The organism is Paraglaciecola mesophila (assembly GCF_009906955.1).
GTDB classification, from domain to species: domain Bacteria; phylum Pseudomonadota; class Gammaproteobacteria; order Enterobacterales; family Alteromonadaceae; genus Paraglaciecola; species Paraglaciecola mesophila_A.
In genome coordinates this window covers 4471817-4496717 of sequence record NZ_CP047656.1, presented here as the reverse complement: position 1 = coordinate 4496717, position 24901 = coordinate 4471817, and the positions used below count along the sequence as shown (strand labels likewise).

The window sequence follows — 24901 nt, the reverse complement described above, 5'->3', positions numbered from 1 at the left end:
CGTTTTGTTAGCGGAGCTTTTTGATTCTTTCCAGTTGACTAATAACATCAGTTAAGCGAATACCAAATTTATCGTTGACGACTACTACTTCACCATGAGCAATCAACGTGCCATTTACTAATACATCGAGTGGTTCGCCGGCCACGCGGTCTAATTCAACGACAGATCCTTGGTTTAATTGCAGTAGATTACGAATGCTGATGTGACTGCGCCCTACTTCCATGGAAATAGTCACAGGTATATCAAGGATCGTATCTAACTTACGTTTTTCCGCTGGGGTGATCTCTTTATCTTCTTCAAGCTCGTCAAAATCTGCAACGGTCGCCGCTGCGTCTTTATTTTCTTCGTCTGCTTGTTCAGCCATGGCGGCTGCCCAATCGTCTAAACCTTCTTCTTCACTCATAATATTTGCCTCTTGATTGGCTACAAATCATCTTCAAGGGTTTGTAACTCAGCGTCGCTGTCGATTCTGCGACCGCCTTTGGTTAATAGTTGTAATTCCGATTTCACAGAGGTGGGACGCGGAATTTTATCGGTAATTTTAAGCGCTAGGTTGTCACGAGAACGACCAAGCTTGGCTCTAAAAGTAGGTAGTTCTTCAATCATTACGGTAATGTGCTCGGGCATATCTATCGGGATAATATCTCCGGCTTTCATGTCCATAATTTTTTGTAAGCTAAGGGTTAAATCCATCATATGGGTTGATAGTTCAACTTTAACATCCATGATTTCATCCCGTAACGCTTTACTCCAACGCAGGTCGGTATCTTCCTTATCACTTTGCACACCCGCATCGAGTAATTCTCGAATTGGCTCAAGCATGGAATAAGGCAAAGACACGTGAAAATCACCACCGCCACCATCAAGTTCAATATGAAAAGAACTGATCACCACCACTTCGGTCGGGCTCACAATGTTCGCCATAGCTGGGTTTACTTCCGAGTCCAAATACTCAAAAGATACATCCATCACCGGTGCCCATGCTTCTTTGTAATCTTCAAAAATAAGCTTAAGCAACATTTGAATAATTCGTCTTTCAGTGGGGGTAAACTCTCGCCCTTCTATTTTGGCATGGTATCGGCCATCACCACCGAAAAAGTTGTCAACTAAAATAAATACCAAGCGCGCTTCCATAGTGATCAAGCCTGTGCCCTTTAAAGGACGAAAGCGCACCATATTTAAGCTAGTCGGAACAAACAAAGTATGAATATATTCTCCAAATTTAATCATTTGGATACCATTAATTGATACTTCAGCCGAACGGCGCATCATATTAAACAAGCTAACACGCATATGTCTGGCAAATCGTTCATTTACGATTTCCAGTGTTGGCATTCTTCCCCTGACGATACGATCCTGCGAAGAGAAGTCATACTCAAGCGCAGAGCCATCGCCTTGCGTCTCTTCAACGTCTTCTTCTTCGACTTCGTCTACTCCGTGAAGTAGCGCATCGATTTCATCTTGGGATAATAAGTCGCTCAATCTCTTTCTCGCTTATGCTTATTGCATCACAAAACCAGTGAACAATACTTGCTCAACCAATTCATTACCTGACACGTCTTTCAACGTTTTCTGCACTTCCTTCAATGCGTTATCTCGTATCGCTGCTTTACCTGCCTCAGTGATTAAGTCATCAGCATTTGCTTGGCTAAATGCCCGATTTAATGCGCCTTGGATAGACGGAATATGCATTTTCACCTGCTCTTCGGCATCACTACCGCGTACCATCAATTGTACTTTTATCTCAACTAATCTATCCCTAGTGGTGCCAGGCACATTGAATGTGATTGGGTTGGGTATCGCTACGTACAAGGCGGTACCTGTTTTCACCGGTGCCGACATAGACGCCTCTTCACTGTCCCCTTGCACTTGCTCAGCTCCCGCCTCCATAGCCGCGTCACCTTCACCACCCAATAAAAAATAAGCGGCAGCTCCGCCCCCTAACAGTAAAACAACCACTATGATGATAATCATCATAAGTTTACTTTTTTTACCGCCGTCTTCCATTTGTAATTCTTCTTCAGCCATGAGTACGCCTTAAATAATAAAGTGCTGCTATTATCGTTCTTACTCAGAAAATCGCAATCGATAAGCGCCGTCGATAACGTTAAACAAAGTAATCTATACCACCTAAAGCACCGTTCACGATTGGCTGCTGTAATACACCTTCTGGCACTTCGCTTTCAGCCAACCCTTGCTCAGCATTACGCCCATGACTATTGCCATTGTCGGCCATTTGTTGCTCGTCGCTCTTCTCTTGCGACCCTTGCTCGACGGATGATTGTCCTAACTCAATGCCCTTTTCAGCTAGCATTTCTTTTAGCTTCGGAGCAGCATTATCAATCGCTTCTTTGGCATGTAACGATTGCACCACGAAACTCACGTTCGCTGATTCTCCACTTACCGACACCTTTACATGCATTGAACCTAATTCAGCTGGATCTAAACGGATGTCTGCAACCAACTGATTGGCATTCACCATAAAACGTACTTTTTCAGCTAATTGCTGATGCGCTTCAGGTTTGGCTAAATTTAAGGCTTTATCAAACTGACCTTGTTGTAACTGGCTTGCCTTACTTTGTTCAACCATATTGATGCCCTGCTCACGATAGGTAGCATTGACCGAGTGCTGATGCGAAGTCTGTTCTAGCGCGCTACTCATCAGTTGTGCCACGTCTACCACCTGCAGCATTGACCGTGTAGCCAATTCTACCTGCTCAGGCTTAGATGAAAGCATATTGCTTGCCAACTCTGGTGACGATTTTATGGCGTCATTCACCAAGGTCTTCAAATCGATCCCGGGCTCACGGCCCTTTTCAAGCTGGGCTTTTACTTCAGCCAAGCCTGTTTTTAAAGCCGAAATGAAATCAGCGCTACCGTCTACTTTAGTCTCAGCTTTACTCAAAAGGTTATTCAAATCAGGGGATGTAGAGGGCGCGACGTCATTCTCTATCTGACCTAAGCTGTGTACCACTGTGCCAATAGTGGATTCACTCGTTGATTTCGTACTTGCTGTGCCTCCTTGCTGCAATTGCTTGGCTAATATCGCTAAGGCGCTCTCAAGTTTTTCTGGAGGTAACTGTAGAAGCTTTTTCAATTCAGGTGTGCTTTCTAACAAGACAAGTTGTTGTTGCGATAGCGCACCGCCTGGTTCAGAGGCAGCAGCGTCTGGCTCGGAAACAAAAGTAACCGGTTCAATAAGTTTCGACACGGTTTCGCTACTGTTCGCTTCTGGCTCGCTCTGCTTTATCGTAGATGTTTGTATCGCGACCTCACCCTTTGCTGTTTCTTTTGTCGTGGCGGCTTTTGCATTCATTAGGCTAGCAACTGCTTGAGCAAGATCCGCTAGTTCTTGTTCATTAAGTACTAATTGCTCCTCTGAAGATTGTATTAGCCCGCCTGAAACTTCGGTAGTCGTCGCCTCAAGTGACACTTCTGCATCGGTATTGCCAAGGGCTACTTTTGACTCATCGCTAATCTGCTCTTGTGTTGTGAGTAACTGTTTTAACGCATTCATTAGTTCTGGTTGCCCTTCAAGTGCAGCCATCATTTTACTCACATCATCAGCGGGGATTTTACCTTCATCGCTATGCTCAGTTGCGCTTTGCGCTGATTTGGTATCGAGCTGGGTATTTTTCATTTTGCCCAACAAAGCTGCGATAAGTGCTAACGCGTCATCTTCTGGTAGAACAGAATTAACATCACTTGCCTTTGAGCCTGAAATCGTCTCGACCACATCCTCTGCACTGATGGGCAAATCTAAGCCGCTAGTCACTTCATTGTGCAAGCTTTTATTGGCCACGCCCGCGTCTTGGTTATCGCTTTGTGCTTCGCTGTTCCCCTTACTTTGTGTGTTTGCCACAAGCTGCTCAACTATTGATAACCAATGATTGCCCTGTGAGTCATCGTTAATGACTGTGGTGACCAACGTATCAACCTGTTCTGATAGAGACACGTTAGCCTCAACTGTGTCCACCTGAGCTTGTGCCAATATGTCGACGCCTGTGGCGTCAGATTTGTTTTTCGGTGAATTGTGACTGGCAAGACCGTCGCTATCAGTTGCAACCGTTTTTTCTTGCGCTGCAGCAAATGACTGCGCTTGTTTGCCTATCGTATTTGATTCGTCAGTAGTTGGCGTATTTGATAGAGAGTCTTGGGTCGCCTTTTCTATTGCGACATCACTTTGTTGAGCAACTTGCTTATGTATTTTTCTAGCGCCTGGCTGTATATCGGCTTTTGCTTCAGGCGCGCCTTTTGCTGATTGATGAGATTGATTCTCCTTGGCTAACATGAAGGCAAATTCATCTGCATTTTGCAGCTTAGAGGCAGCTTCATCACTCACATCAACCGCATAAGCGGCAACGTCTGATTTAGCGGTGGCAATTTGTTGCAGCATTTAACATCCTCTACACCCAAGTGTGAAAAAATAATTATTCTATTTAAAAACAAAAGGTTAAGAATTGTTATTGAATGGCATTAGGCGCTAATGGCGCTATTTTCACAACTCTATCTCTTGGTTTTTAGTACTTAAACTGTTTCTTGAATGAATAAGAGCAATGTTCATTCCAACTTAGATGAATATGCGCGAAGCAGACTAAGACAAGAGGATGTGTAGAAGTGCTTAAAGGTGTTTACCTATAGAGAGGGTAGCCAGTAATTAAACGAATATTATTTACTGCGCAGAAACTTTTGTAACGCAAGTTCATCCAGCATTTGCTGTTCTGCCCTATCTTGCTTTTGCTGAATCTTAAGGGCTTGCTTATCGAGTAACATTTCCACAGCTTTTCGCTTTCGTTGCTGAGCAAGCCATTGTGTCTTGCGCTGCTCAGCCACTACAAGTGCATTGCTGACTTGCTTGGTTTGTTGTTCACATGCAGCATCAATTTTCCCCACGAAGGACTGGTGCTGCCCATAATTCTTCGCAGCTAAACCAAGTTGTCCTTTACGGATCCCCTCTTTTAGATAGTTAACGCGATATTGCTCTAACCCTGTGAGTTTATTTTGATTATCCACCACATTCTGCTGAGCTAACTGGTAGTCTGTGGCCATTTTTTGCTCTTTACGTCGCTCCCAATCTGCCACCATTTGCAATTGCTTACTAACGGGCATATTGCGCTCCTTTTTGACAACAGGAATGAACAACAGTCATCATGCGGGGCCCAGCCCAGTGCCAAGCTTGACCATAGTTTCGACACTTTCCTCAAAAGGTAATATTTGCTGCATACCTTGTTGTAGAAAAGCATTGATGGCTGGTTCAGCCTTAATCGATAAGTCAATGCGCGGATCATTCCCTCTGGTGTAAGCACCTATGCTAATAAGATCCCGGTTTTGCTGGTAAGTTGAATACACTTGTCTTATGCGTCGGGCAACTTGAACATGTTCAGGGCTAACGACCATAGGCATCACGCGGCTAATAGAGGCTTCAATATCAATTGCAGGATAATGACCTGAATCTGCTAGTTGGCGCGAGAGTACGATATGCCCATCTAATATCGCTCTTGCCGAGTCAGCGATAGGATCTTGTAAATCGTCCCCTTCGGTTAGCACAGTGTAAAATGCAGTAATAGAACCTTGGTGCTCCCCACCATTTCCGGCCCGCTCAACTAACGCAGGCAAGCGGGCAAATACAGAAGGCGGATAGCCTTTTGTCGCAGGTGGCTCACCTACCGCGAGTGCAATTTCTCGCTGGGCCATCGCGTAACGAGTTAACGAATCAACAAGTAACAGCACATTCATGCCTTTATCGCGAAAATACTCGGCAATCGTGACCGCGGTTTCACATCCTTTTAAACGCATTAACGGTGACGTATCGGCAGGGGCTGCTACCACCACGGCTTTTTGACGCTCTTCATCGCCTAAAATATCTTGGATAAACTCTTTTACCTCTCGCCCACGTTCACCCACTAACCCAACAACCACCACATCAGCACTTGTGCCTCGGGTCATCATGCCTAGCAATACACTTTTACCCACACCACTGCCTGCAAACAACCCCATGCGTTGGCCGCTACCGACTGTTATCATGCTATTAATAGCCCGCACTCCCACATCTAGTGGTTCACGAATTGGCTTTCTGGAAAGAGGGTTCATGGGCGGGCGAGTTAACGGAACGCGCTTTTCTGCTTTGATGGCTCCGAGACCGTCTAGAGGTTGACCATTGCCGTCAACCACCCGCCCCAAAAGAGACATACCTACGGGTAACCCTTGCTCACGATTAAGCGGCTGAACCCGCGAGCCTGGCACTATGCCTTTGACTGCCTGAGTCGGCATTAAATAAGTAATATGCTCAGCAAACCCAACCACTTCAGCTTCGATTTCACCATCAACAGTTTGAATCAAGCATTGGCTTCCCACCGGCATTTGACACCCTACCGCTTCTAGAGTTAACCCGATTCCACGCACCAGCTTGCCCGCCGCAACGACGGGTGCTTGAGGTATCTGTTGTTGCAGTGCTTTAATGTTCTCTAACAACGAAAGTGGCATCATCGACTACTCATCTTCGCCAGCTGTAATGGTGTCTAACCCTTGCTCTAATAGGAACTTGTCCAATACGTCTTTAACCCGGCGTTCAATACTTACATCAACCGCATTACTTTGAGTAACAATATCACAGCCACCTTGAGATAAATTAGGGGCTTCCACTAACTGCCATCCATGCTTTTCAATTTCTTGTTCACTAAAGTGCACAGTAACTAATGCTAAATCCTCCGGGTGCAAATGAATTTGATACTGTTTTTCATTGATGGGAAGCGCTTTTAGCCCCTCGCTTAAGGCGTTAAAAATAATATCTGAATTGGTTTTTACTTCGGCTCGAATCACTGACTTTGCAAGAGATACGGCTAAAGATACCAGCTCTTTTTGCAGGGCATCTTCCACTAAAGCCACAGGTTGATGCAGCGTTGATAGCAAGCTCTGCCAGCTTTCAAGTTGCTGATGAATGGTTTCTTGCGCTTCGGCTAACCCTTGCGCTCTTCCCTCTTCAAGCCCTTGTTCGAATCCTTGCTCTTTGCCCTGCTCAAATCCCTCTTGATGACCTTTTTCTAGCCCCTCTTGTTTACCCGCTTCAAACCCTTCACCTTGAGCTGCTTCTCGAATGGATTCAATTTCTTGCGCCGTAGGGGGGCTAAACTCTTCTTCTTCATCCGCTTGATTTTCAGGAGGTTCATATTTCCAATTCGAGCGGCGATTTAACGCATTGGTTGTGGTGCTATCGGCTTTGCTTTGATCCTCGACAAAGGGCAGATCCCAGGCGCTGATGTCTTTATCCTGTTCACTATCATTATACTTGTTCATGACGCCGGGCTACTGCCACTTAGTGCCAAAAGGCTATAGGAATTCATCACCACCTCCGCCACCGAGCATGATTTCGCCCGCATCAGCCAAGCGGCGAGCTACAGACAAAATTTCTTTTTGTGCGGCTTCTACTTCGCTTAAACGCACTGGCCCAAGCGCTTCTAAATCGTCCAGTAGCATATCTGCCGCACGCTTTGACATATTGGCAGTGATCTTCGTTTTAAGGGCTTCATCTGCACCTTTAATCGCTTTAAGTAAGGCATCTTGCTGGACTTCACGCAGAATAGCTTGGATTGCGCGGTCATCAACCTCTGCTAAGTTGTCAAACACGAACATTAAGTCTTGGATCTGTTGACTCATTTCTTCGTCTTGCTCGCGAATAGCATCCATCAGTTGTCCTTCGATATTGGTATCAAGGTAATTCATAATATCAGCTGCAGATTTCAAGCCGCCCATTTTGGCTGCTTGCGTTCCCGCTTGGCCTGCAAATTGTTTTTCCATGATTTCGTTTAATTCTTGCAAGGCAGCTGGCTGCACTTCCTCTAGGTTTGCCACCCGCATCATTAAGTCTAAGCGTACTTTTTCTGGGAACTGAGCAAGGATCTCAGCGGATTGTTCAGCATCTAAATAAGACATAACAATGGTTTGAATCTGTGGATGCTCGTTACGAATGATGCTAGCCACTTGTTTTGAGTCCATCCATTTGAGGGAATCAAGCCCCTTAGCGCCTGTGCCCATTAGAATTTGATCAATAAGGTTTGCTGCTTTATCTTCGCCTAAGGCAGAAGTTAACGCGCGTTTCACAAAGTCTTGGCTTTGGAAACCAATAGTGCTGTATTTTTGAATTTCATCGATGAAGTGTTTATGCACAGCGGTAATCTTAGGCTGTGTCATATCATCGATTTGTGCCATAGCTTGGCCTAGCCTTTGTACTTGTTTAGGCTCTAAATGCTTTAGAATTTGTGCGGCATCTTCTTCCGTTAAACTCAGAAGCAAAATAGCCGCTTTTTCAACACCTTCTAATTTACCAACATCATAACCGCTTTCTGCAGGGGCCGTGGTTGCTGGTGCTGTATTTTCTTCTGGCATGATGTTTATCTCTTACTCGTCACTTAGTCTGGGCGTTGCTTAGGTTATTCGTCTTGTAATAACCAGTTTTTAACCACTTGTGAAGATAGCTCAGGCTCATTGGCCACCAAGGCCCGAACCGCTTTGAGTACGTCTTCGTCCTTGTGTAGATCCGGCAACATAAAGCTGCCATCAGCGGCGAAACCGACTTGTGAGTCATCAAATTCTTGCGACAACATGCTAATGGTTTCATCACCTAAGTCTAGCCCTTCATCCGCATCAAACTCATCTTTTGACGTGGTCTCTTCTGGGTAAATAAGTTTACGTAGCATTGGCCGCACAACCGCTAACAGAAGCACAATAATCACCAAGCCGCCAATCACTAACTTTAAGATAGGCATGAATTTCGGATCTTCCCAAATCGGTACTTCTTCTAACGCCACCTCACCTTCTCGGCTAAATGGGATACTGACCACTTCAAGCGAGTCCCCGCGGGTCACATCAAAACCGAGACCACCTTGCAGTAAACGGCGAATATCAAGTAACTCTGCCTGAGAGCGAGGTGCGAATGAGGTAGTACCATCTTCACCAGTTGTGGCGATATGATCTAATGCGACAGAAACACTTAAACGACGAATAACACCCGTTTGCTGCTTGGTATGACTAATAGTGGTATCTAGCTCATAGTTTCTGGTTTCTTCTTTGTGGTTGCGCCCAGGCATAGTTGTTTGCGTATTACTACCAACTGCTTCCTCTGGAATATTGGAATCAAGTGGAGGCTGATTGGTTAATGCGCCTGGTATACCGCCTAACACGCCGCCTACGCTGTTTTCTTCGACGGTCATTTCGCTGCGCACTGCAGGTAAATCAGGGTTATAACTGCGCTTAGTCTGCTCCACTGCGGTGAAATCCATGGTGACATCAGCTTGGGCTGTATAATTTCCTAAACCAAGCACGGGGATCAATATAGAGTCTATTTTTTGAAGGTATTCACTTTCGCGCTTACGCTCCATTTCAAATTCTTTTTTACTTCTAGCAGCTTCACTGTCTTGTGAACCAGAATTAAGCAATCGGCCGTTGCTGTCAGTCACTGTAACGCGCTCAGGCTCTAGACCTTGTACTGCAGAAGCAACGATATCGACAATAGAATTTACTTCTTCACTGCCCATAATTGCACCGCGTCGCGCGGTAATGACCACTGTAGCACTGGCTTTTTTCTCGCGACGAGCAAACACATTTTCTTTTGGCAAAGCAAGTAAGACTTTGGCTCGGGTTACCGCACTCATTTCTTCTAATGTTCGCGCAAGTTGTTGTTCTCGAGCATGCTTAAGGCGCACTTTCTCAACACGTTGGCTGACACCAAACCCCATGTCTTGCATGATGATATCAGTGCCCTCAGCATTACCTTGACTTAAGCCTTGGCGTGCCATACCAAGTTTAATATCTTGATACTGATCAGAACTTACATAAACAGTATTACCTTCAAGACGATAATCAATTTGGTTTTGATCAAAATAATCTAACGCTTCGATCAATTCTTGAGTCTGCATCTTGGCTAAAGGGCGATAATCAGGCTCTTGGGCCCAAATCATAATAAATACCGCTATCGCCACGCATATCACTAACGCAACAACAAGTGTGAGCTGGCGCACCATATCGGTGGAGCCAAGTGAATCCATAAAGCCAGATTTTTGTTCTGCTTCTGAACCACCTGTGTATGGATCTGCGCTGGCGTTGCTCATTGCCAACTCTGTACCTGTTGCTTCTGCCACGTGTCAGCTCCTAAACCGGCATGTTCATTATGGTTTTGTAGGCTTCAAGTACTTTGTTGCGTACTTGTACTGTTGCCTCAAACGCTAAACTAGATTTTTCTTTGGCGACCATCACATCCGCTAAACTGAGACTTTTGTCACCCATCTCAAAACGCTCTGCTTGACTCTTTGCGTCCAACTGCATGCTATTAACCGACTCAATCGCATGGCCAAGCATATCTGCAAAATTCTCACCTGACGGATTGATTTGCACACCTTGTAAACTAGCAGGGTTGATTTCACCTAACCCTGCTTTGCTTTGTAACGCCATGCTTTGCATGTCTTGGTAAAGTGATTGTGCCTTTATGTCCATGATGTGCTCCTGGCGAATATTAAGATGACGGTATTCAGTCTCAACCAGTTAAAAGCAAGGTTGATGCCAATAAAATAATCCATGTATTTCATGCAGTTACATGAGATTTGAAGAGATATACAGGGATGACGGTTTCTTGACATGGCGAGAAAATTGAGCGATTGGGTTGATTAGAACTCGCGGTAAATTTTATTCGAACAATAGCAGGGGTTTAAAGGAGCTAAAATACACGACCGCTCTTAGGTTAGGCGGCCGATTAAAAAGCAAGTTAGACAAGCAAACACAGTGCTTACGCAATAGCGTTATGCTTATGAGTTTACGCAGGCAATTCGATACCCACTTCGCGCATTTTCGCAAGCTTGTAGCGTAACGTACGTGGGCTTATACCAAGGCGCTCCGCGACGTCTTTTCGGCGGCCTTGGCAAGATTGTAAAGTATCAAGAATGATTTGATGCTCTTGCTGACGAAGCTCTGAGCCTAGCTTACTTTCGTCTTCTTCTGTCACAGGTTCTTGAGTATGGCTCAAATCACTTTCAATAGACTCAAGCATAAGATCATCTGCCTCAATCTTTTCCCCGTCACATAAAATGAGGGCCCGTTGCACAACGTTTTCTAGTTCTCGAACATTACCTGGCCAATTGTGTTGTAGCATTTTACTGCGCGCAGATGAAGAAAAGCCAAGTGCAGCGGCTCCCTGCTTTCCACGGTGGCGAGCCACCAAATGCTCAGCCAGTGGGACTATGTCACCAGGACGTTTGTCAAGGGGTGCCCATGTCAACGGGAACACATTTAAGCGATAGTATAAATCTTCTCGGAATAGACCATCATCAACTGTTTGGCGAATATTGCGGTTACTTGTTGCAACTACCCTCACATCTAGCGGGATCATTTTGCGACTACCTAAACGTTCTACTTCTTTCTCTTGAAGCACGCGCAATAGTTTTGCCTGCAAGCCTAAGTCCATTTCACTTATTTCATCAAGCAATATAGTGCCTCCTTGGGCTTGCTCGAACTTACCCGGGCAGGCTTGAATAGCGCCTGTAAAGGCCCCTTTTTCATAGCCGAATAAGGTAGCCTCTAGCATATTTTCAGGGATAGCCGCGCAATTAATTGCGACAAATGGCTGTTCTGCGCGGTCAGATTGATCATGAATATAGCGCGCCAGTACTTCTTTACCGGAACCACTTGGCCCAAGCACCATTACCGTTGCATCTGAACGCGCAACACGCTGGGCCAGTTGCAATAATTTAACGCTACTAGGGTCAGCGACTATGGGGTCGTACGACAGCACTTTCTGCGCAGGAGCATAGCGACCCACTAAGTTAAGCAGCACTTCAGGCGCAAATGGCTTTGACAAATAATCTGTTGCACCGTCGCGCATTGCCGAGACCGCATCATCAATTGTGGCATAAGCGGTCATCAGCAACACAGGTACATTTGGATACTTATTTTTTAAACTCCGTAGTAAAGACAAACCGCTCATTTCACCCATTTGAATGTCGCTTACCACTAAATCAACTGATTCCTGATTCATCATCATCAAGCCACGCTCGGCACAGTCAGCTTCTAGCACTGTATATCCGCCGAGCAAGAGTGTATCTACCAAAGCTTCGCGCAAACCAGCATCATCTTCGACAATTAAAATTGTTGTTTGAGACATAAATTTAACTCCTCGCCTTTTAAGCGTGAATATTGGCAGTAACGGCAGATACTTTTTCATCTGCGGTTCGCGTTAAAATGGGTAATACGATAGAAAAACATGCGCCGCCAGAAACTAAATTAAACGCCTGCACTTCCCCTTGATGAGACTGAACGACTGTTTTTACTACCGCCAAGCCCAGACCTGTGCCTTGGCTGCGCGTAGTGAAAAAAGGTTCAAAAATATGTTTAATTTTGTCCGCTGGGATCCCAGGTCCGTTGTCTGTAACCGTTAACCGCATGCAATCGGGCTTGTGCGCATCACGCTCGGCGCTGAAAACAATATGCGCACCATCTGGCCGTGCGATCAACGCATTGTGAATTAAATTTTGTAATGCTCCACTTAGGGCGGTTTTATTACCTACAAAGTGAATATTCGGCTCCGGTAAAATCACATCTAAGCTACCGTTGCTTTTATTGAGCATGGCCTCACTGCCCGCTTTTACCTCTAGCATCATTTCTTCGAGAGAAATATCCGCTAGTACTTGCTCATTTCCACTTTTGGCGAAAAGTAACATGTCATTGACCTGCGCTTCTAAGTCACGTAAACGCGATAGTAATTTGTCACTGAAACGTTGACGCGACTCCTTGGCTAAATCACCACTGGATAGGTTAGCCGCATAGAGCATCGCAGCAGTTAGAGGAGTACGAATTTGATGAGCCAATGAAGCAACCATCTTCCCGAGGGAAGATAACTTCTGTAGATGACCAATACGCTGTTGTAGTTGACGTGTTTCGGTGAGATCCGTAAGAACAATTAATTGACCAGGTTCGTTCACCAAAGGCGTAATAGACAATTTTACTTTTCTACCATCAAACAGAGACACTTCGTGACCATCGTCAGCTTGGGGTTTAAAGGAACGCTTGATGATATTTCGCCACACCTGCCCTTCTAGAGGCTCTCCTAGCAGTGACTTGGCGAGCTGATTTGCCTGCTTCACGTGCCCCTTTCCATCGAGTACCACTACACCTGCGGGCATTACTTGTAATAGATGCTCCAATCTAGTGGCTTGTTGGCGTAACGCTTGAATGTCTTGAGTGGTTTCAATTGTACTATTGGCATCAGAAACGCAATTGCCATCAACAGCGTTTGAAAAGGATATGACAGCCCCAGTTGAAACTGATGCCTGGTTAGCCGTTAGGGTCTGTAAATTACTGAATGCCATATGTTCCTCACGTCAAAACTTAGACAGATTGAATATAGCGTTTAGATAAGCACATCCTGTGCCATAAAAATATTTATTATTAATCAGATAGTTAGAGGAATTTATGTGTCATTTTTTTGTCGAAACGAGGTGAAATGTTGGACGTTACGCTTTGCTAATATCGTACTTACGCATCTTTTCTACTAAGGTGGTTCGGCGCATACCAAGTACTTCAGCTGAGCGCGCAACCACCCAATCTTGTTGCTCGAGTGCTTGGGAAATTAAGCTAACTTCCATCTCTGAAATATACTCTTTAAGATTAATGCCCTCTGGGGGTAATTCGGTAGACGTGCTGCTCTCTTCGAAAGCGTCATCTTCAGACTCTGCGTCAGCTGAAAACAAAGCATTAAGTGCTTCGCGCTCAAGTAACTCTTCTGGGTAATCAGGCTCGTAGTCATCTACGGCTAAATGGCGATATTTATGTGGTAAGTCACCTACATCAATAAGTTGGTTAGGATACAAAATCATTAGACGCTCAACCAAATTAGACAGTTCGCGGACGTTACCCGCCCAACTATGCTCCATCAACGACTTCATGGCGTTTTCGGTAAACTTGATCTGTGCGTTTTCACGTTCCATACGTGAGACAAGCTCTTGCAAGAGTAAAGGAATATCTTCATGACGCTCACGCAACGCGGGACTATCAATTGGAAACACATTTAAACGATAATACAAATCTTCGCGAAAACGCCCCTGTTCGATCATTTCTTCAAGGTTGCGGTGAGTCGCCGCAACAACTCGTACATCACAACGAATGGGTTTCATTCCACCGACGCGCTCATAGGTGCGTTCCTGCAAAACACGCAGCAATTTTACTTGCATTTGCAGTGGCATGTCGCCTATTTCGTCAAGAAACAGCGTACCACCTTCAGCTAATTCAAAGCGGCCTTTTCTGGCCCCAATCGCCCCGGTAAATGCGCCTTTCTCATGGCCAAATAATTCGCTCTCAAGAAGCTCACCAGGAATAGCGCCACAGTTGACCGGAATAAAAGGGTTAGTACCTCGCTTTGAAAGGTAATGCACATTACGCGCTATCACCTCTTTACCGGTTCCGGATTCACCTAAAATCAGTACATTGGCGTCAGTTGGCGCGACCTGCTCAATAAGATGGCGTACGTTTTGGATTTGATTACTTTTACCGACCAAACTACGAAACAGTTTGGTTTTGTTTTGCGGCGTAGTATTGCGGTTGGGTTGCATACGACGATGCTCTTGGCATCGATGCAACATTTGCGTTAATAAGGGGTACGTTACCGCTTCATCAACGGCCCCAACCCGGTTAGCACCAGAGGTAAAATTAGCATCTTTGCTATCAACAAGAATAAACGGCTGCTGGGGAAATTTATCACACAACTCCCCTGCTAGCTCCATGTCTAATGCATCGATTAAAACAGCATCAAAAACAGGGTGAGATTTTAGCGTACTGACGGCTTGCTCGAAGGCGATAGCTGTGCTGCTTTCACCGAGAAAGGTCAATATTGTGTTCAGATTATGCCCGAGCGTGGGTCGCCCACTGATAATCAGAATATTACTCATGCATCCCTCAATATAATCATGTTAATTGACTGTTTTACTTCTGGTTTTAATTTTAACCATTCATTGGTGGATAGCAATAGAGGAATGAGACCTAAATGTAACGCCTGAGGAATTTAAAATAAAAAATGTTTAATAACAATAAGTTAAAAAATTATCATACCACTAATGGTTAATATCTATGATGGATTTAAATGTACAAAAAAACAACTAAAAAGGCCGTGACGGCCTTTTCGTTTTATATGCCTAGGGCATGGTGATCGTTACTGTACGAATTGTGCTCTAAATGGAATCGTTTTAATCGCGAGACAGTACTACGGGCCTCGTTATTATCCATTAAGTAAGCTAAGAACTTGCCCTTGCTGCTGATTAGCTTGAGCCTGCACCGAAATACTTGCTTGCCCTAAGATATTAGCCGCTGCGCTATCTGCTGTTGCTTGTGCGTAATCAGTATCCTGTATACGACTGCGCGCTGCCGCAATATTCACATTAGACTGGGTTAGGTTACGAGCAGCGCTTTCAAACTGATTCTGCGTTGCGCCCAAATCAGCTCTGGCTGCGCCAACAAACTCTGCGGCTTCATCGGCTACGACAAGTGCGTCTTCCGCCCCTTGTGCAGTTGATAGGTCGACGTTTAACACGTCAGTTAAATTAGCTGCAATATCTTGAGTAGCAACACCAATTTTTTGCCCTGCGTTAGCCCCAATTTGAAACTCAATATTACCGTTGTTACTTAATAACGGTTGCCCACCAAATTCGGTTTGTTCGATTGTTTGTGAGATATTTTCTTGCAATTGCGATACTTCGGCTTGAATCGCTTGGCGGTCAGAATCACTTAAAATGCCATTGCCGGCTTGAACTGACAATTCACGAATACGACTCACATCATCATTAATACCCGACAAACCACCTTCTGCTACTTGGGTTAATGATACGCCATCATAAGCGTTAGCTACAGACTGACGATTACCTTCTACTTGCGTAGTTAGTCTATCAATAATTTGCTGCGCAGCTGCACCATCAGCGGCGCTATTTACTTTTTTACCTGATGCTAATTTTTCAAAGATTGATTCTTGTTTTTGTTGCACCTGTTGCAACAAAGATGAATTAGACTCTGTATTTAAATTAATCATATTCTTTCTCCTAGAGACAGTACCTCTACCATCTCTCAAAACCCTGGTTCAGCTTAGCAAATTCGGTGCAAAAAGTAAGCAATGCAAAGTATATTTGATGATACGTCTACACTGGGTTCCATACCGTTCTTATAATTAACGAGGCAAAGCCCAATGTAGAATCGTTTTAGAAATCTGTCTTTTCTTCAAATGCTTATGTAAGCTTTGTGTCAAATTATTAGCGGTAAAGCGGCCTGATTATTGCTAATGCGAATACATGAACTATGACTCTTCACTACGTATTTAGCGCTTTGTAGCATGAAGAAGTTTAGGTTTGCGCTTAAGCCGTATGTCCGTAATCATCACAGCAACTGTAAAATTAAGTGAACCATGTTAAAAAATATTCGCCTGCATTTAGAAAAAGATGAAGAAAAACAAACTTTACTTGATGACCAATTGGCAAAAAGTATTGTTAAAAACCGCAATGAAAGCGTTAACGCATTTTTGCGCAACATCCCTTCACTTCTTCCTTTGATCAAAGATTCACAACTTTATAATCTTTCTTTATTCATGAATAAATGGGGCGAAACCAATATTGTTGATTATGGGATAGGCAGAACATTTTACGGCTTTCACCCAAGCGAAGAGATACAGCAACAGGTTGCGCAAACGCTAAACCATTGCCCCTGTGTTGATTTTACCGACACTAAAAAGAAAACGAATTTAGTTGAAACCTCGGAAAACCCGTTAGATTTTAAGCAACTACCAAGTTTTAAAACCGAGCAAGCCCTCAAGCCAATGCCAGACGAAGTGGAATGTCTTGTTGTATTAGGGTGTGGTCTTGGTTTGCATATTATTCAGTTGCTTGAAGCGAGAACGATTAAAAACCTGATAGTTTACGAACCTGAACTCCAGTACTTTCAGTGCTCAACTATGGCAGTATCATGGGCGGATATCTTTGCGTTAGCCAAAGCAAAAGGCACGGCGCTATTTTTACAAATTGAGAAGGATGGACGAGATTTACTAACGGACATCAACGAGTTAAGAGAACACATTTCAATCGACAGCTTTCATCTCTATAAACATTACAACCAAGAGGTGTTTGACACGATTTATCATGATATCTGTCATCGCAGTTGGGAGGATATAAATAATAGTGGCTTCAATATTAAACAACATAAAAGTCACTTAGAATTTGTGCCGTCTTGGGCACCTAAATTAGACTTAACTGCGCATGAAAATGTATCTACTCAAAATAACCTATTTGAGCAAAACTTGTTGGCTTTCAAAAAATATTTCCCAAATATTTATCAGCAATATAAAGATTATACACCGCAGATTTGGCTACCGATCCAGAACCAAAATCAAGAAATCAATGTTGTAAAAGCTATAGGACTGCACCCGTGGTACGGCAGCTCACCAAAGCAAGATTGTGATTGGAACTTGGAAAATTTTAATGAGCAGCCTAACAAAGACGGTCTTGTACTTGGCTACAAGGGCACCAAGCTGGCACATTACCTTCACTACCAGTTCGTTAACGAAACTCAAGAATTATTAAAAGAAGCAGAAGAACAAATAGGCGAGTTACCCGATACAATCGCTTCTATCATTATGTTTGGTTTAGGCGTTGGGTATCAGCTCGAAAAGTTACTGGACGAACATTCGGTAGAAAAATTATTTATCTGTGAGCCAAATCCTGACTTCTTTTACGCATCATTATTCGCCATCGACTGGCATGCAATTTTCACAAAAATAGAAGCCAGTGACACGCGAATTTACCTAAATGTAGGGGATGACGGCACGCACTTATTTAACGACTTATTAAATCAGTTTCACTCCATTGGCCCCTATATTTTAAACAATACCTACTTCTATCAAAGCTACTACAACGCCTCACTTAATAGCGCCATAGCGCAGCTTAGAGAACAACTACAAGTGGTTATCTCTATGGGGGAATACTTCGATCATGCGTATTATGGGATCGAACATATGAAAGAAGGGTTCAGGCGCGATTACCCAGTACTCATGAATAAACCATCGCAGTATTTAAGTTATAAAGATAAAGAAGTACCAGTTTTTATCATAGGCAATGGCCCTTCTTTAGATATGTCTCTCGAAGCCATTAAAGAATGGCGTAACCAATCGATAGTTATTAGCTGCGGTACTGCCCTTCAAGCCTTATATAAAAACGGCATCACGCCCGATTTCCATGCGGAAATAGAACAAAATCGCAGCACCTATGATTGGCCTGTGCTAATAGGTGATCTTGACTACTTAAAGGAAATAACGCTTATTTCCTGTAACGGGATTCACCCAGACACCTGTGAATTATACAAAGATGTACTCGTCGCATTTAAAGAAGGTGAATCATCGACCGTGTCAGCATTGAGTGTGCTCGGTAAGCAGCACTTTGAAGTGCTTCAGCAATCGTTCCCCACTGTTAGTAATTTTGTGACTAACATCATTAGTGTACTGGGCTTTAACCATATTTATTTAATGGGTGTGGATTTAGGTTTTGTTGATGTTAATCATCACCACTCGAAGTCTTCTGGCTATTACCAAGAAGATGGCAAAGAAACCTATGATTACTCTGCCGGTAATATCACCTCACTTGTTGTACCAGGTAATTTTAGGCCTAAGGTAAATACTAAACATGAGTTTAAAGTATCACGGCAGGTCATCGAGCAAGTCACCCACCGAAAGCCGAAAGAACAAACCTTCTACAATTGTAGCGACGGGGCGAGAATTAAAGGAACAACCCCACTTGAGATCGATAATCTACTCATCATGGCGAGCAATGATGAGCGTGACCATGCTTTGGAAAAACTGCATAAAAAGGTTTTCTCAACCAAGCACAGTACCCACTTTATCGAAAAATATGAAAAGCAATTCTCACATGAATTAATGCTTGAAGAAGTGCAGCAACTTCAAGAGTTGGTTGAGGAACACTTATCAACACCTGGCGATATAAATAAGCTGATTAATGCTCAAAAAGAGTTACTGTTTGATTCTTATCAGACGGGCCGCTCTCTGCTGTTTTATTACATGTATGGTACGGTAAACTATGCCAATGCGATTTTTACAAAACTTTCACTTCAACATTCAGAGAGATTTAAAAGTGTTGAACTTTGCATTACTGCCACATCCAAATGGGCTAATTTACTCAGGAATTTAAAAGAGTTTTTGTGTTTCTCTAAAAATACAAAATATTTTGATACATCAGGCTTCAATGTTTGGAAGAGAGAATCTAAATACTTAGAAGAAGTGGGATTCGGCAGGTCAATATTAATCGTTACTAAAGATCCTAATTTTGAAAATAGCATCAAATGGAATTTAAAAGTTCATTTTCCATTTATAAATAATATTTACTTTACTAAAAGTCCAATCAAGGAATACAAAACGAAAGATTTCGACTATGTCGTTTATGAAGAGAATTCGAAAAATTCAAGTAAAAAAGGCCTCATAAACACTATTAGCCTAACGACATCTAATGATGTTCGGAAAAATCCTTTTAATAATGTGATGCTACTTGCTAAACCCAATATAAATGATGAATCTGTAGTGAACAACTTAGTATCAACAACTTTTTTACTAATAAGATGTTGTTTAAGCTTATCTTCACCGTCATTTATTATCCCTAAATTATTAGGTTGTGATAAAACAAAATTCAATGAAGATGTTTTATATACAATACCAGGCGATTATATTGCCTTAGACTTTGTTCATTTCATTTCTATCTATAGAAAAGAAAAAATTGAATTAATATCTGAACAAGTAAAAACAAGGGGGAGATTGGTGCTAGGAGACATACGGATGAAACATTTATTACTTACTCTTACAACGAAAGAGACGTTGAGCGAATATAGACATATAGCGGCTGAAATCGAAAATTAAAAGGAATTAATATGCCAGGCATTTATGGATATACAAAAAATGAATCAAATGAAGATAACATTCATTTAATGTCTACTGCTTTAATAGTTGACTCAAACGACCTAATAATTGACGATATAGTTAACGACTCTTCAATACAAATGTCTCATATACATTTAAAGTCAACTAAAAACCACAAAAAAACCTTTAATAAAAATGGAATTTTCATATCAATACAAGGTGAAAAATATAATTATATTGAAAATACTTTTGAGGAGTTACTTTACGAGTCATACATCAATCAAAAACTAAAAGATATATTGAGTAAAATTGATGGTTACTTCCATGCGATAATTTATGACAGTATTAATAAAAAAGTTCACCTGATAACTGATAGGTACGGCATGAGTTTATTGTATTATTGCTATACGGATAATAAGTTAGCTTGGAGTGCTGAAGTAAAAGGATTACTTGCCCTACCTAGAACAGATTACACTTTAAACGAAGTCGCTATAAATTCTTTTCTCGAACTAGGTTATTTAGTTGAAAATGAGACGCTACTTAAAAATATCGAGCTAGTCCCACCTTCAACAATTATTTCATATGATCTAAAATCAAGTAACTTAGAACAAACCACTTATTGGAAGTGGTCTGAAATTAAATTACAAAATGTTTCTTTTGATAGCGCTGTTGAACAACTTGGGACGCTATTTCTAGCCTCTGTAAAAAAACGATTTAGCCCGGATGAAAAAATGGGAGTATCATTGAGTGGGGGATTGGATAGTAGAGCGATCATTGCTGCTGTAAACACCTTGTATCCCGACTATATTGGAGAACTCTACACCTTTGGAATAGAAGGTTGTGACGATATAGAGATAGCTAAAATCGTAGCAAAGAAAACAAAGTGGAAGCATACAATATATAACTTTTCTGAATCTAACTGGTTTGAATCTCGTTTTAATTCTATTTGGCGAACTGATGGTATGCTAAGCATGATGCATATGCACGGAATTGAATTTCTAGAAGAGGTATCGAATAAAATCACGTTTAACTTAAATGGTTATGCTGGAGATGTTGTATGTGGTGGCGGCTGGTTAAATCATCTACCTCTAGATAAACAAGCGAATAATAGTGACTTAAAACAGTTTTACAAAAATCAAACCGATAGAGTAGATTTTGATTCAGACTTTTATGCGATAGATAAATGTGAACCTCACCTTTTAATGAATAGAGTCAGGCGCTTTACTAATATGGGCAGTGTTAATAGCCTTCATAAAATAACTCAGAGAAAACCGTTTTTCGATAATAATCTAATTGAATTTGTATACTCTTTACCCGATTATTATAGAAAAGATAATAAATTGTACGCTGATATGCTGATTAAGTTTTTCCCTGATTTTTTTGAAAATATACCATGGCAAAAAACACGGAAAACATTACTAGGTAAAGAATCAAATTTACTATCATACCCAAAAATAAGCCGCGGATACATTAATTACGCAAAAGGAATAAGAGACGAAGAAGTTCTTCGTAAGATTACTAATATGCTGCATTATGAAAGTTCAAGATATAGTAAATTTACAAATATTGATCCTATCTCTCAATACCTAAATCCACACTTAGCTTCCTTTAAAGTTAACCATGTAGAAAATATCTTCAGGTTCGTTACTCTCGAATATTACCTCCAAAGAACATCCATTTTTCAAAGCTAACTAAAAGAAAATATACACAACCCTGAAACTTGTCAGTTGAAATAAAGGCAAAGAAATGAAGAAAATTTTAATTTATGGAACGTCAAATAAAGCACTCGCTGAATTAACTGCACTGTCTTTACAATATGAAGTACTTGGCTTTGTAGATAGTAATATAAAACGACAGGGAAAAATTCTGTTAGGTTTAAAAATCTATCACTATTCAGACTTAGAAAATTTAAATTTCGATCTAATCATTATTTGCAGTTATTTTTTTACTGATATTTCAAGCACTTTAAAGTCAGTAGGTATTGATAACTATGTAAATTCAAATGACATTGAAGAAATACAAAAAATTTCAGCTCAAATTTTTTCTCTTCAAGAAGAGTTTAGAAGTAATATCATTGAAAATATCCCCCAAATACCTCTTCAGCATTCACATATCAAAAACTGTACACTACTTGTTAACCGATTAGAATTATTACAAAAACTACCACAAGAAGGCATCGCGGCAGAGCTTGGCGTTGACACTGGAAGTTTTTCTTCACAGATTTTGAAAGAAAACAAACCCAAAACACTACATTTGATTGATGTCTGGGATAGTACACGGTTCAATCAAACTCTTTTAGATAAAATAAAGAGTAAATTTGAGCAACAAATACGCTTAAAATCCGTAGTTATTAATAGAAGCTTATCCCATGAAGCAGTCCATGATTTTCCCGATAATTATTTTGACTGGATCTATATAGATACAACACATAAATATTTACAAACTAAGTTAGAACTAGAGCTATATGCCCAAAAAATAAAGCCTGGAGGGATAATAGCCGGCCACGACTATTGTATGGGGAATTGGGAAAAATCGTTTAAATATGGTGTTATTGAGGCAGTACATGAGTTTTGCGTGACACACAAATGGCGCTTAAAATATCTCACTATGGATATTAAGGAAAATCAAAGTTTTGCTATCGAGAAAATAAATTAGCGAAATCAGACATATATATTAAAATTCACCTCAACTGGGATAAAAAATTGATTAAATATGTTCATATTATGATTTCTGAAAAGTTTATGCCTCCCTACATAGACTTTATCCAAGAGAATTTTCACGTTTCTGAACACCAGTTTATTTATATCACCAGTGAAAAATATCAATTTGGACTGACGCCTTCCCATAATGTCAAATTTATTCATACTGATGATGACTTTTTATGTTTAGTAAAAATTTTACAAGCAGCAGAAAAAATCATTCTTCACGGTCTATGGCGAGATAAAATTAATAATTTACTAATTACCTTTCCGGACCTATTACAGAAATCGTATTGGGTAATGTGGGGAGCAGACTTTTACAATCCTGATAGTAAAAATGATGAACACAAAAAGATAATTGAGACGATTGGTCACCTTGTCTCTTATTCCGCTGGTGACATACAGTTTGTTAGAACTTGGTATGGAGCAAAAGGACACGCTATTATAAACTTTGCTTATCCTAGCAATTTATATCAACCAACTGAATATACTCAAAAAAATCATACTTCAAAAAATATCTTACTAGGTAATTCCGGTGCAACAAATAACAATCACTTATTTTTATTGGAACAAATATCGAAATACAAACACAGAATAGGCAAGGTTTACACGCCTCTATCTTATGCCAATAAAGGCCATCCTGAACACATAAAAAAAGTAATTAAATATGGCAATGAATTATTTGGTGATCAATTCATACCAATGACAGAGTTTTTACCATTTGATGAATACAAAAACTTACTTAAAGAGGTGGACATAGCTTTATTTGATCATGATCGCCAACAGGCAATGGGAACTATAGTTACGCTATTAAGTTATGGCTGTAGAGTGTTCATTCGCCCGTCTGTTACCACATGGGATACACTGAAAGATTGTGATATAAAACTGTTTGATATAGCTAAATTAGACGAAGGATTTTTAACTGAATACCATGCACAGAAGAACATCAATAATATTAAAAAACACTTTTCCAAACAATCTTTAGTACACCAATGGCAGTATTTATTTAATCTACCAAACGGTTGAAAAGTTGACTAATCAAGGCTATGAGAAAGAGTAAACACAATGTTTTTATTATTTAACTTTAACCTTTATTAGATTTTGCATATCGTTTGTTTTGGTTAACATTTCATCGAGTGAATTGAATTTTAAAAATACGATTCCTAGTTTGTGAGTTAATGGCTCTGTAATTTCATCGCCTTTATGCCACCATAAGTATTGTTTCACTATATTGCTCTTCACAGTGGTATCTATACTGACAGTGTCTATCGTTCCTGCTTTATCTGCCATAATACAATGGCGACTATAAAAACCCTCGTTATTTCGTTGATTGAGTTCACTACAATCGCCCCCAGTAAAGGCTTTAATAATGTAGCTAGAATAGTCTACTGATGTGGCAAGCTTGACTAAATTTAAGTATAAATCTCCCGGAGGTCTTCGACATATCTCAATGATAATAGGTTGCTCATCTTTAAGAATGAACTGCACATGAAATATTCCATCTTTGAGCTTCATTAAATGTACGATTTGTTCTGAGTAACTAATTAACTTTGCAATGACATTTGACGAAACAATGGAAGGAGTTGATGCCGCCGAAACCATATACTGATTAAGAAAGTAATGCTCATTATCTAAGAAATTGAACGCCACTTTACCATCTACGATAAAAGCAGAAAAACCATGCCTAGTCCCTTCTATAAAATCTTCTATGACAATCCTTTTTGTTTTCGACATTTCAAAAGCTATTTTGATAGCTTCCTTAGCTTCCAATTCAGACGAAGCCTTCAGAATGCCTTTACCACCGGTTAGATCTACAGGTTTGACCATGACAGGAAACTGGAAGAGCTTCAGGTTATCTACGGCCTTGATTGGGTCGATAAAACCCATAGCATTAGGACTAGGAATACTATGCTTTAGCGCAAACTCCCGATATGAATCCTTATGATGAATTTTTTGCGCCAATAAATAACTGTCATGTCCCGGTAAATTCATTCTTTCCGCTACATAAGCACAGCTTATTGCTGAAAAATCATTGGCACAGGGGCAGATAGCATCTATTTTTAATGATATAGCAACTTGAAGCATCAATTCATTGTTTGAGAAATCTGCTAAACAGGTCTCGTCAGAATATTCATGGGCCATATCAAGAGGATTGTTTCCTGATGTGATGACATAAAAACCTAGCTTTTGCGCGGCCAAAACTAACGGGATATCAGCATAGCCCCCACCAGCAATCAATAATTTTTTTTTCATATATGGATTACGTTACCACTCT

At 41.4% G+C, this 24901-nt stretch carries 19 protein-coding genes; 4 read left to right on the top strand and 15 right to left on the bottom strand.

All coding sequences use genetic code 11. The features are described 5' to 3' along the window. Window positions 1-7 precede the first annotated feature (7 nt). The 14 genes from fliN to FX988_RS19105 form a co-directional block, all read right to left on the bottom strand. Window positions 8-403, bottom strand: a complete 396-nt coding sequence (gene fliN / locus FX988_RS19170; protein WP_160181701.1) for a flagellar motor switch protein FliN — start codon at window positions 401-403, stop codon at window positions 8-10. Window positions 404-423: 20 nt separating this feature from the next. After that, on the bottom strand, window positions 424-1482 hold the full coding sequence (fliM, locus tag FX988_RS19165; RefSeq protein ID WP_007989971.1) for a flagellar motor switch protein FliM: 1059 nt from the start codon (window positions 1480-1482) through the stop codon (window positions 424-426). 18 nt (window positions 1483-1500) lie between these two features. Then, window positions 1501-2028 (bottom strand): flagellar basal body-associated protein FliL, encoded by a 528-nt coding sequence (gene fliL / locus FX988_RS19160; protein WP_160181700.1) that lies wholly within the window; start codon window positions 2026-2028, stop codon window positions 1501-1503. 79 nt (window positions 2029-2107) lie between these two features. Beyond that, window positions 2108-4396: a flagellar hook-length control protein FliK gene (locus tag FX988_RS19155; protein WP_160181699.1), complete on the bottom strand. Its 2289-nt coding sequence runs from the start codon at window positions 4394-4396 to the stop codon at window positions 2108-2110. A gap of 272 nt (window positions 4397-4668) precedes the next feature. After that, window positions 4669-5109 (bottom strand): flagellar export protein FliJ, encoded by a 441-nt coding sequence (fliJ, locus tag FX988_RS19150; RefSeq protein ID WP_007989976.1) that lies wholly within the window; start codon window positions 5107-5109, stop codon window positions 4669-4671. Window positions 5110-5148: 39 nt separating this feature from the next. Continuing rightward, window positions 5149-6483, bottom strand: a complete 1335-nt coding sequence (gene fliI / locus FX988_RS19145) for a flagellar protein export ATPase FliI (protein ID WP_160182239.1) — start codon at window positions 6481-6483, stop codon at window positions 5149-5151. 6 nt (window positions 6484-6489) lie between these two features. Further along, window positions 6490-7293, bottom strand: coding sequence for a flagellar assembly protein FliH (gene fliH / locus FX988_RS19140; protein WP_160181698.1), 804 nt, complete (start codon window positions 7291-7293; stop codon window positions 6490-6492). A gap of 33 nt (window positions 7294-7326) precedes the next feature. Further along, window positions 7327-8382, bottom strand: a complete 1056-nt coding sequence (gene fliG, locus FX988_RS19135) for a flagellar motor switch protein FliG (RefSeq protein ID WP_007989982.1) — start codon at window positions 8380-8382, stop codon at window positions 7327-7329. A 44-nt stretch (window positions 8383-8426) separates the two neighbouring features. Next, complete coding sequence (gene fliF / locus FX988_RS19130) at window positions 8427-10133, bottom strand: flagellar basal-body MS-ring/collar protein FliF (RefSeq protein ID WP_160181697.1); 1707 nt, start codon at window positions 10131-10133, stop codon at window positions 8427-8429. Between the two features lie 10 nt (window positions 10134-10143). Next, window positions 10144-10485, bottom strand: coding sequence for a flagellar hook-basal body complex protein FliE (fliE, locus tag FX988_RS19125; protein ID WP_160181696.1), 342 nt, complete (start codon window positions 10483-10485; stop codon window positions 10144-10146). Window positions 10486-10801: 316 nt separating this feature from the next. After that, entirely contained in the window at window positions 10802-12145 is a 1344-nt protein-coding gene (locus FX988_RS19120) for a sigma-54-dependent transcriptional regulator (RefSeq protein ID WP_160181695.1), read from the bottom strand. A gap of 19 nt (window positions 12146-12164) precedes the next feature. Continuing rightward, complete coding sequence (locus FX988_RS19115; RefSeq protein ID WP_160181694.1) at window positions 12165-13349, bottom strand: sensor histidine kinase; 1185 nt, start codon at window positions 13347-13349, stop codon at window positions 12165-12167. Window positions 13350-13493: 144 nt separating this feature from the next. After that, the gene (locus FX988_RS19110) at window positions 13494-14924 is read right to left on the bottom strand and encodes a sigma-54 dependent transcriptional regulator (RefSeq protein ID WP_160181693.1); all 1431 of its coding nucleotides are present in this window, start codon (window positions 14922-14924) and stop codon (window positions 13494-13496) included. Between the two features lie 326 nt (window positions 14925-15250). Continuing rightward, the gene (locus FX988_RS19105) at window positions 15251-16054 is read right to left on the bottom strand and encodes a flagellin (protein WP_160181692.1); all 804 of its coding nucleotides are present in this window, start codon (window positions 16052-16054) and stop codon (window positions 15251-15253) included. Between the two features lie 369 nt (window positions 16055-16423). On the opposite strand from FX988_RS19105, the gene FX988_RS19100 reads away from it, so the two are divergent. From FX988_RS19100 to FX988_RS19085, 4 genes are all read left to right on the top strand, one after another. Then, window positions 16424-19927, top strand: a complete 3504-nt coding sequence (locus FX988_RS19100; protein WP_160181691.1) for a 6-hydroxymethylpterin diphosphokinase MptE-like protein — start codon at window positions 16424-16426, stop codon at window positions 19925-19927. 11 nt (window positions 19928-19938) lie between these two features. Next, window positions 19939-21618: an asparagine synthase-related protein gene (locus FX988_RS19095; protein WP_160181690.1), complete on the top strand. Its 1680-nt coding sequence runs from the start codon at window positions 19939-19941 to the stop codon at window positions 21616-21618. A gap of 55 nt (window positions 21619-21673) precedes the next feature. After that, entirely contained in the window at window positions 21674-22582 is a 909-nt protein-coding gene (locus FX988_RS19090) for a class I SAM-dependent methyltransferase (protein ID WP_160181689.1), read from the top strand. Between the two features lie 68 nt (window positions 22583-22650). Then, on the top strand, window positions 22651-23652 hold the full coding sequence (locus FX988_RS19085) for a TDP-N-acetylfucosamine:lipid II N-acetylfucosaminyltransferase (RefSeq protein WP_160181688.1): 1002 nt from the start codon (window positions 22651-22653) through the stop codon (window positions 23650-23652). A gap of 48 nt (window positions 23653-23700) precedes the next feature. On the opposite strand, the gene FX988_RS19080 is transcribed toward FX988_RS19085, so the two are convergent. Beyond that, complete coding sequence (locus tag FX988_RS19080) at window positions 23701-24879, bottom strand: ATP-grasp domain-containing protein (protein ID WP_160181687.1); 1179 nt, start codon at window positions 24877-24879, stop codon at window positions 23701-23703. Window positions 24880-24901 lie beyond the last annotated feature (22 nt).

Coding starts and splice junctions, on each gene's coding strand:
- fliN (WP_160181701.1), bottom strand. CDS start 403: ATGAGTGAAGAAGAAGGTTTAGACGATTGGGCAGCCGCCATGGCTGAA.
- fliL (WP_160181700.1), bottom strand. CDS start 2,028: ATGGCTGAAGAAGAATTACAAATGGAAGACGGCGGTAAAAAAAGTAAA.
- FX988_RS19155 (WP_160181699.1), bottom strand. CDS start 4,396: ATGCTGCAACAAATTGCCACCGCTAAATCAGACGTTGCCGCTTATGCG.
- fliJ (WP_007989976.1), bottom strand. CDS start 5,109: ATGCCCGTTAGTAAGCAATTGCAAATGGTGGCAGATTGGGAGCGACGT.
- fliI (WP_160182239.1), bottom strand. CDS start 6,483: ATGCCACTTTCGTTGTTAGAGAACATTAAAGCACTGCAACAACAGATA.
- fliH (WP_160181698.1), bottom strand. CDS start 7,293: ATGAACAAGTATAATGATAGTGAACAGGATAAAGACATCAGCGCCTGG.
- fliG (WP_007989982.1), bottom strand. CDS start 8,382: ATGCCAGAAGAAAATACAGCACCAGCAACCACGGCCCCTGCAGAAAGC.
- fliE (WP_160181696.1), bottom strand. CDS start 10,485: ATGGACATAAAGGCACAATCACTTTACCAAGACATGCAAAGCATGGCG.
- FX988_RS19120 (WP_160181695.1), bottom strand. CDS start 12,145: ATGTCTCAAACAACAATTTTAATTGTCGAAGATGATGCTGGTTTGCGC.
- FX988_RS19115 (WP_160181694.1), bottom strand. CDS start 13,349: ATGGCATTCAGTAATTTACAGACCCTAACGGCTAACCAGGCATCAGTT.
- FX988_RS19110 (WP_160181693.1), bottom strand. CDS start 14,924: ATGAGTAATATTCTGATTATCAGTGGGCGACCCACGCTCGGGCATAAT.
- FX988_RS19105 (WP_160181692.1), bottom strand. CDS start 16,054: ATGATTAATTTAAATACAGAGTCTAATTCATCTTTGTTGCAACAGGTG.
- FX988_RS19100 (WP_160181691.1), top strand. CDS start 16,424: ATGTTAAAAAATATTCGCCTGCATTTAGAAAAAGATGAAGAAAAACAA.
- FX988_RS19095 (WP_160181690.1), top strand. CDS start 19,939: ATGCCAGGCATTTATGGATATACAAAAAATGAATCAAATGAAGATAAC.
- FX988_RS19090 (WP_160181689.1), top strand. CDS start 21,674: ATGAAGAAAATTTTAATTTATGGAACGTCAAATAAAGCACTCGCTGAA.
- FX988_RS19085 (WP_160181688.1), top strand. CDS start 22,651: ATGATTTCTGAAAAGTTTATGCCTCCCTACATAGACTTTATCCAAGAG.
- FX988_RS19080 (WP_160181687.1), bottom strand. CDS start 24,879: ATGAAAAAAAAATTATTGATTGCTGGTGGGGGCTATGCTGATATCCCG.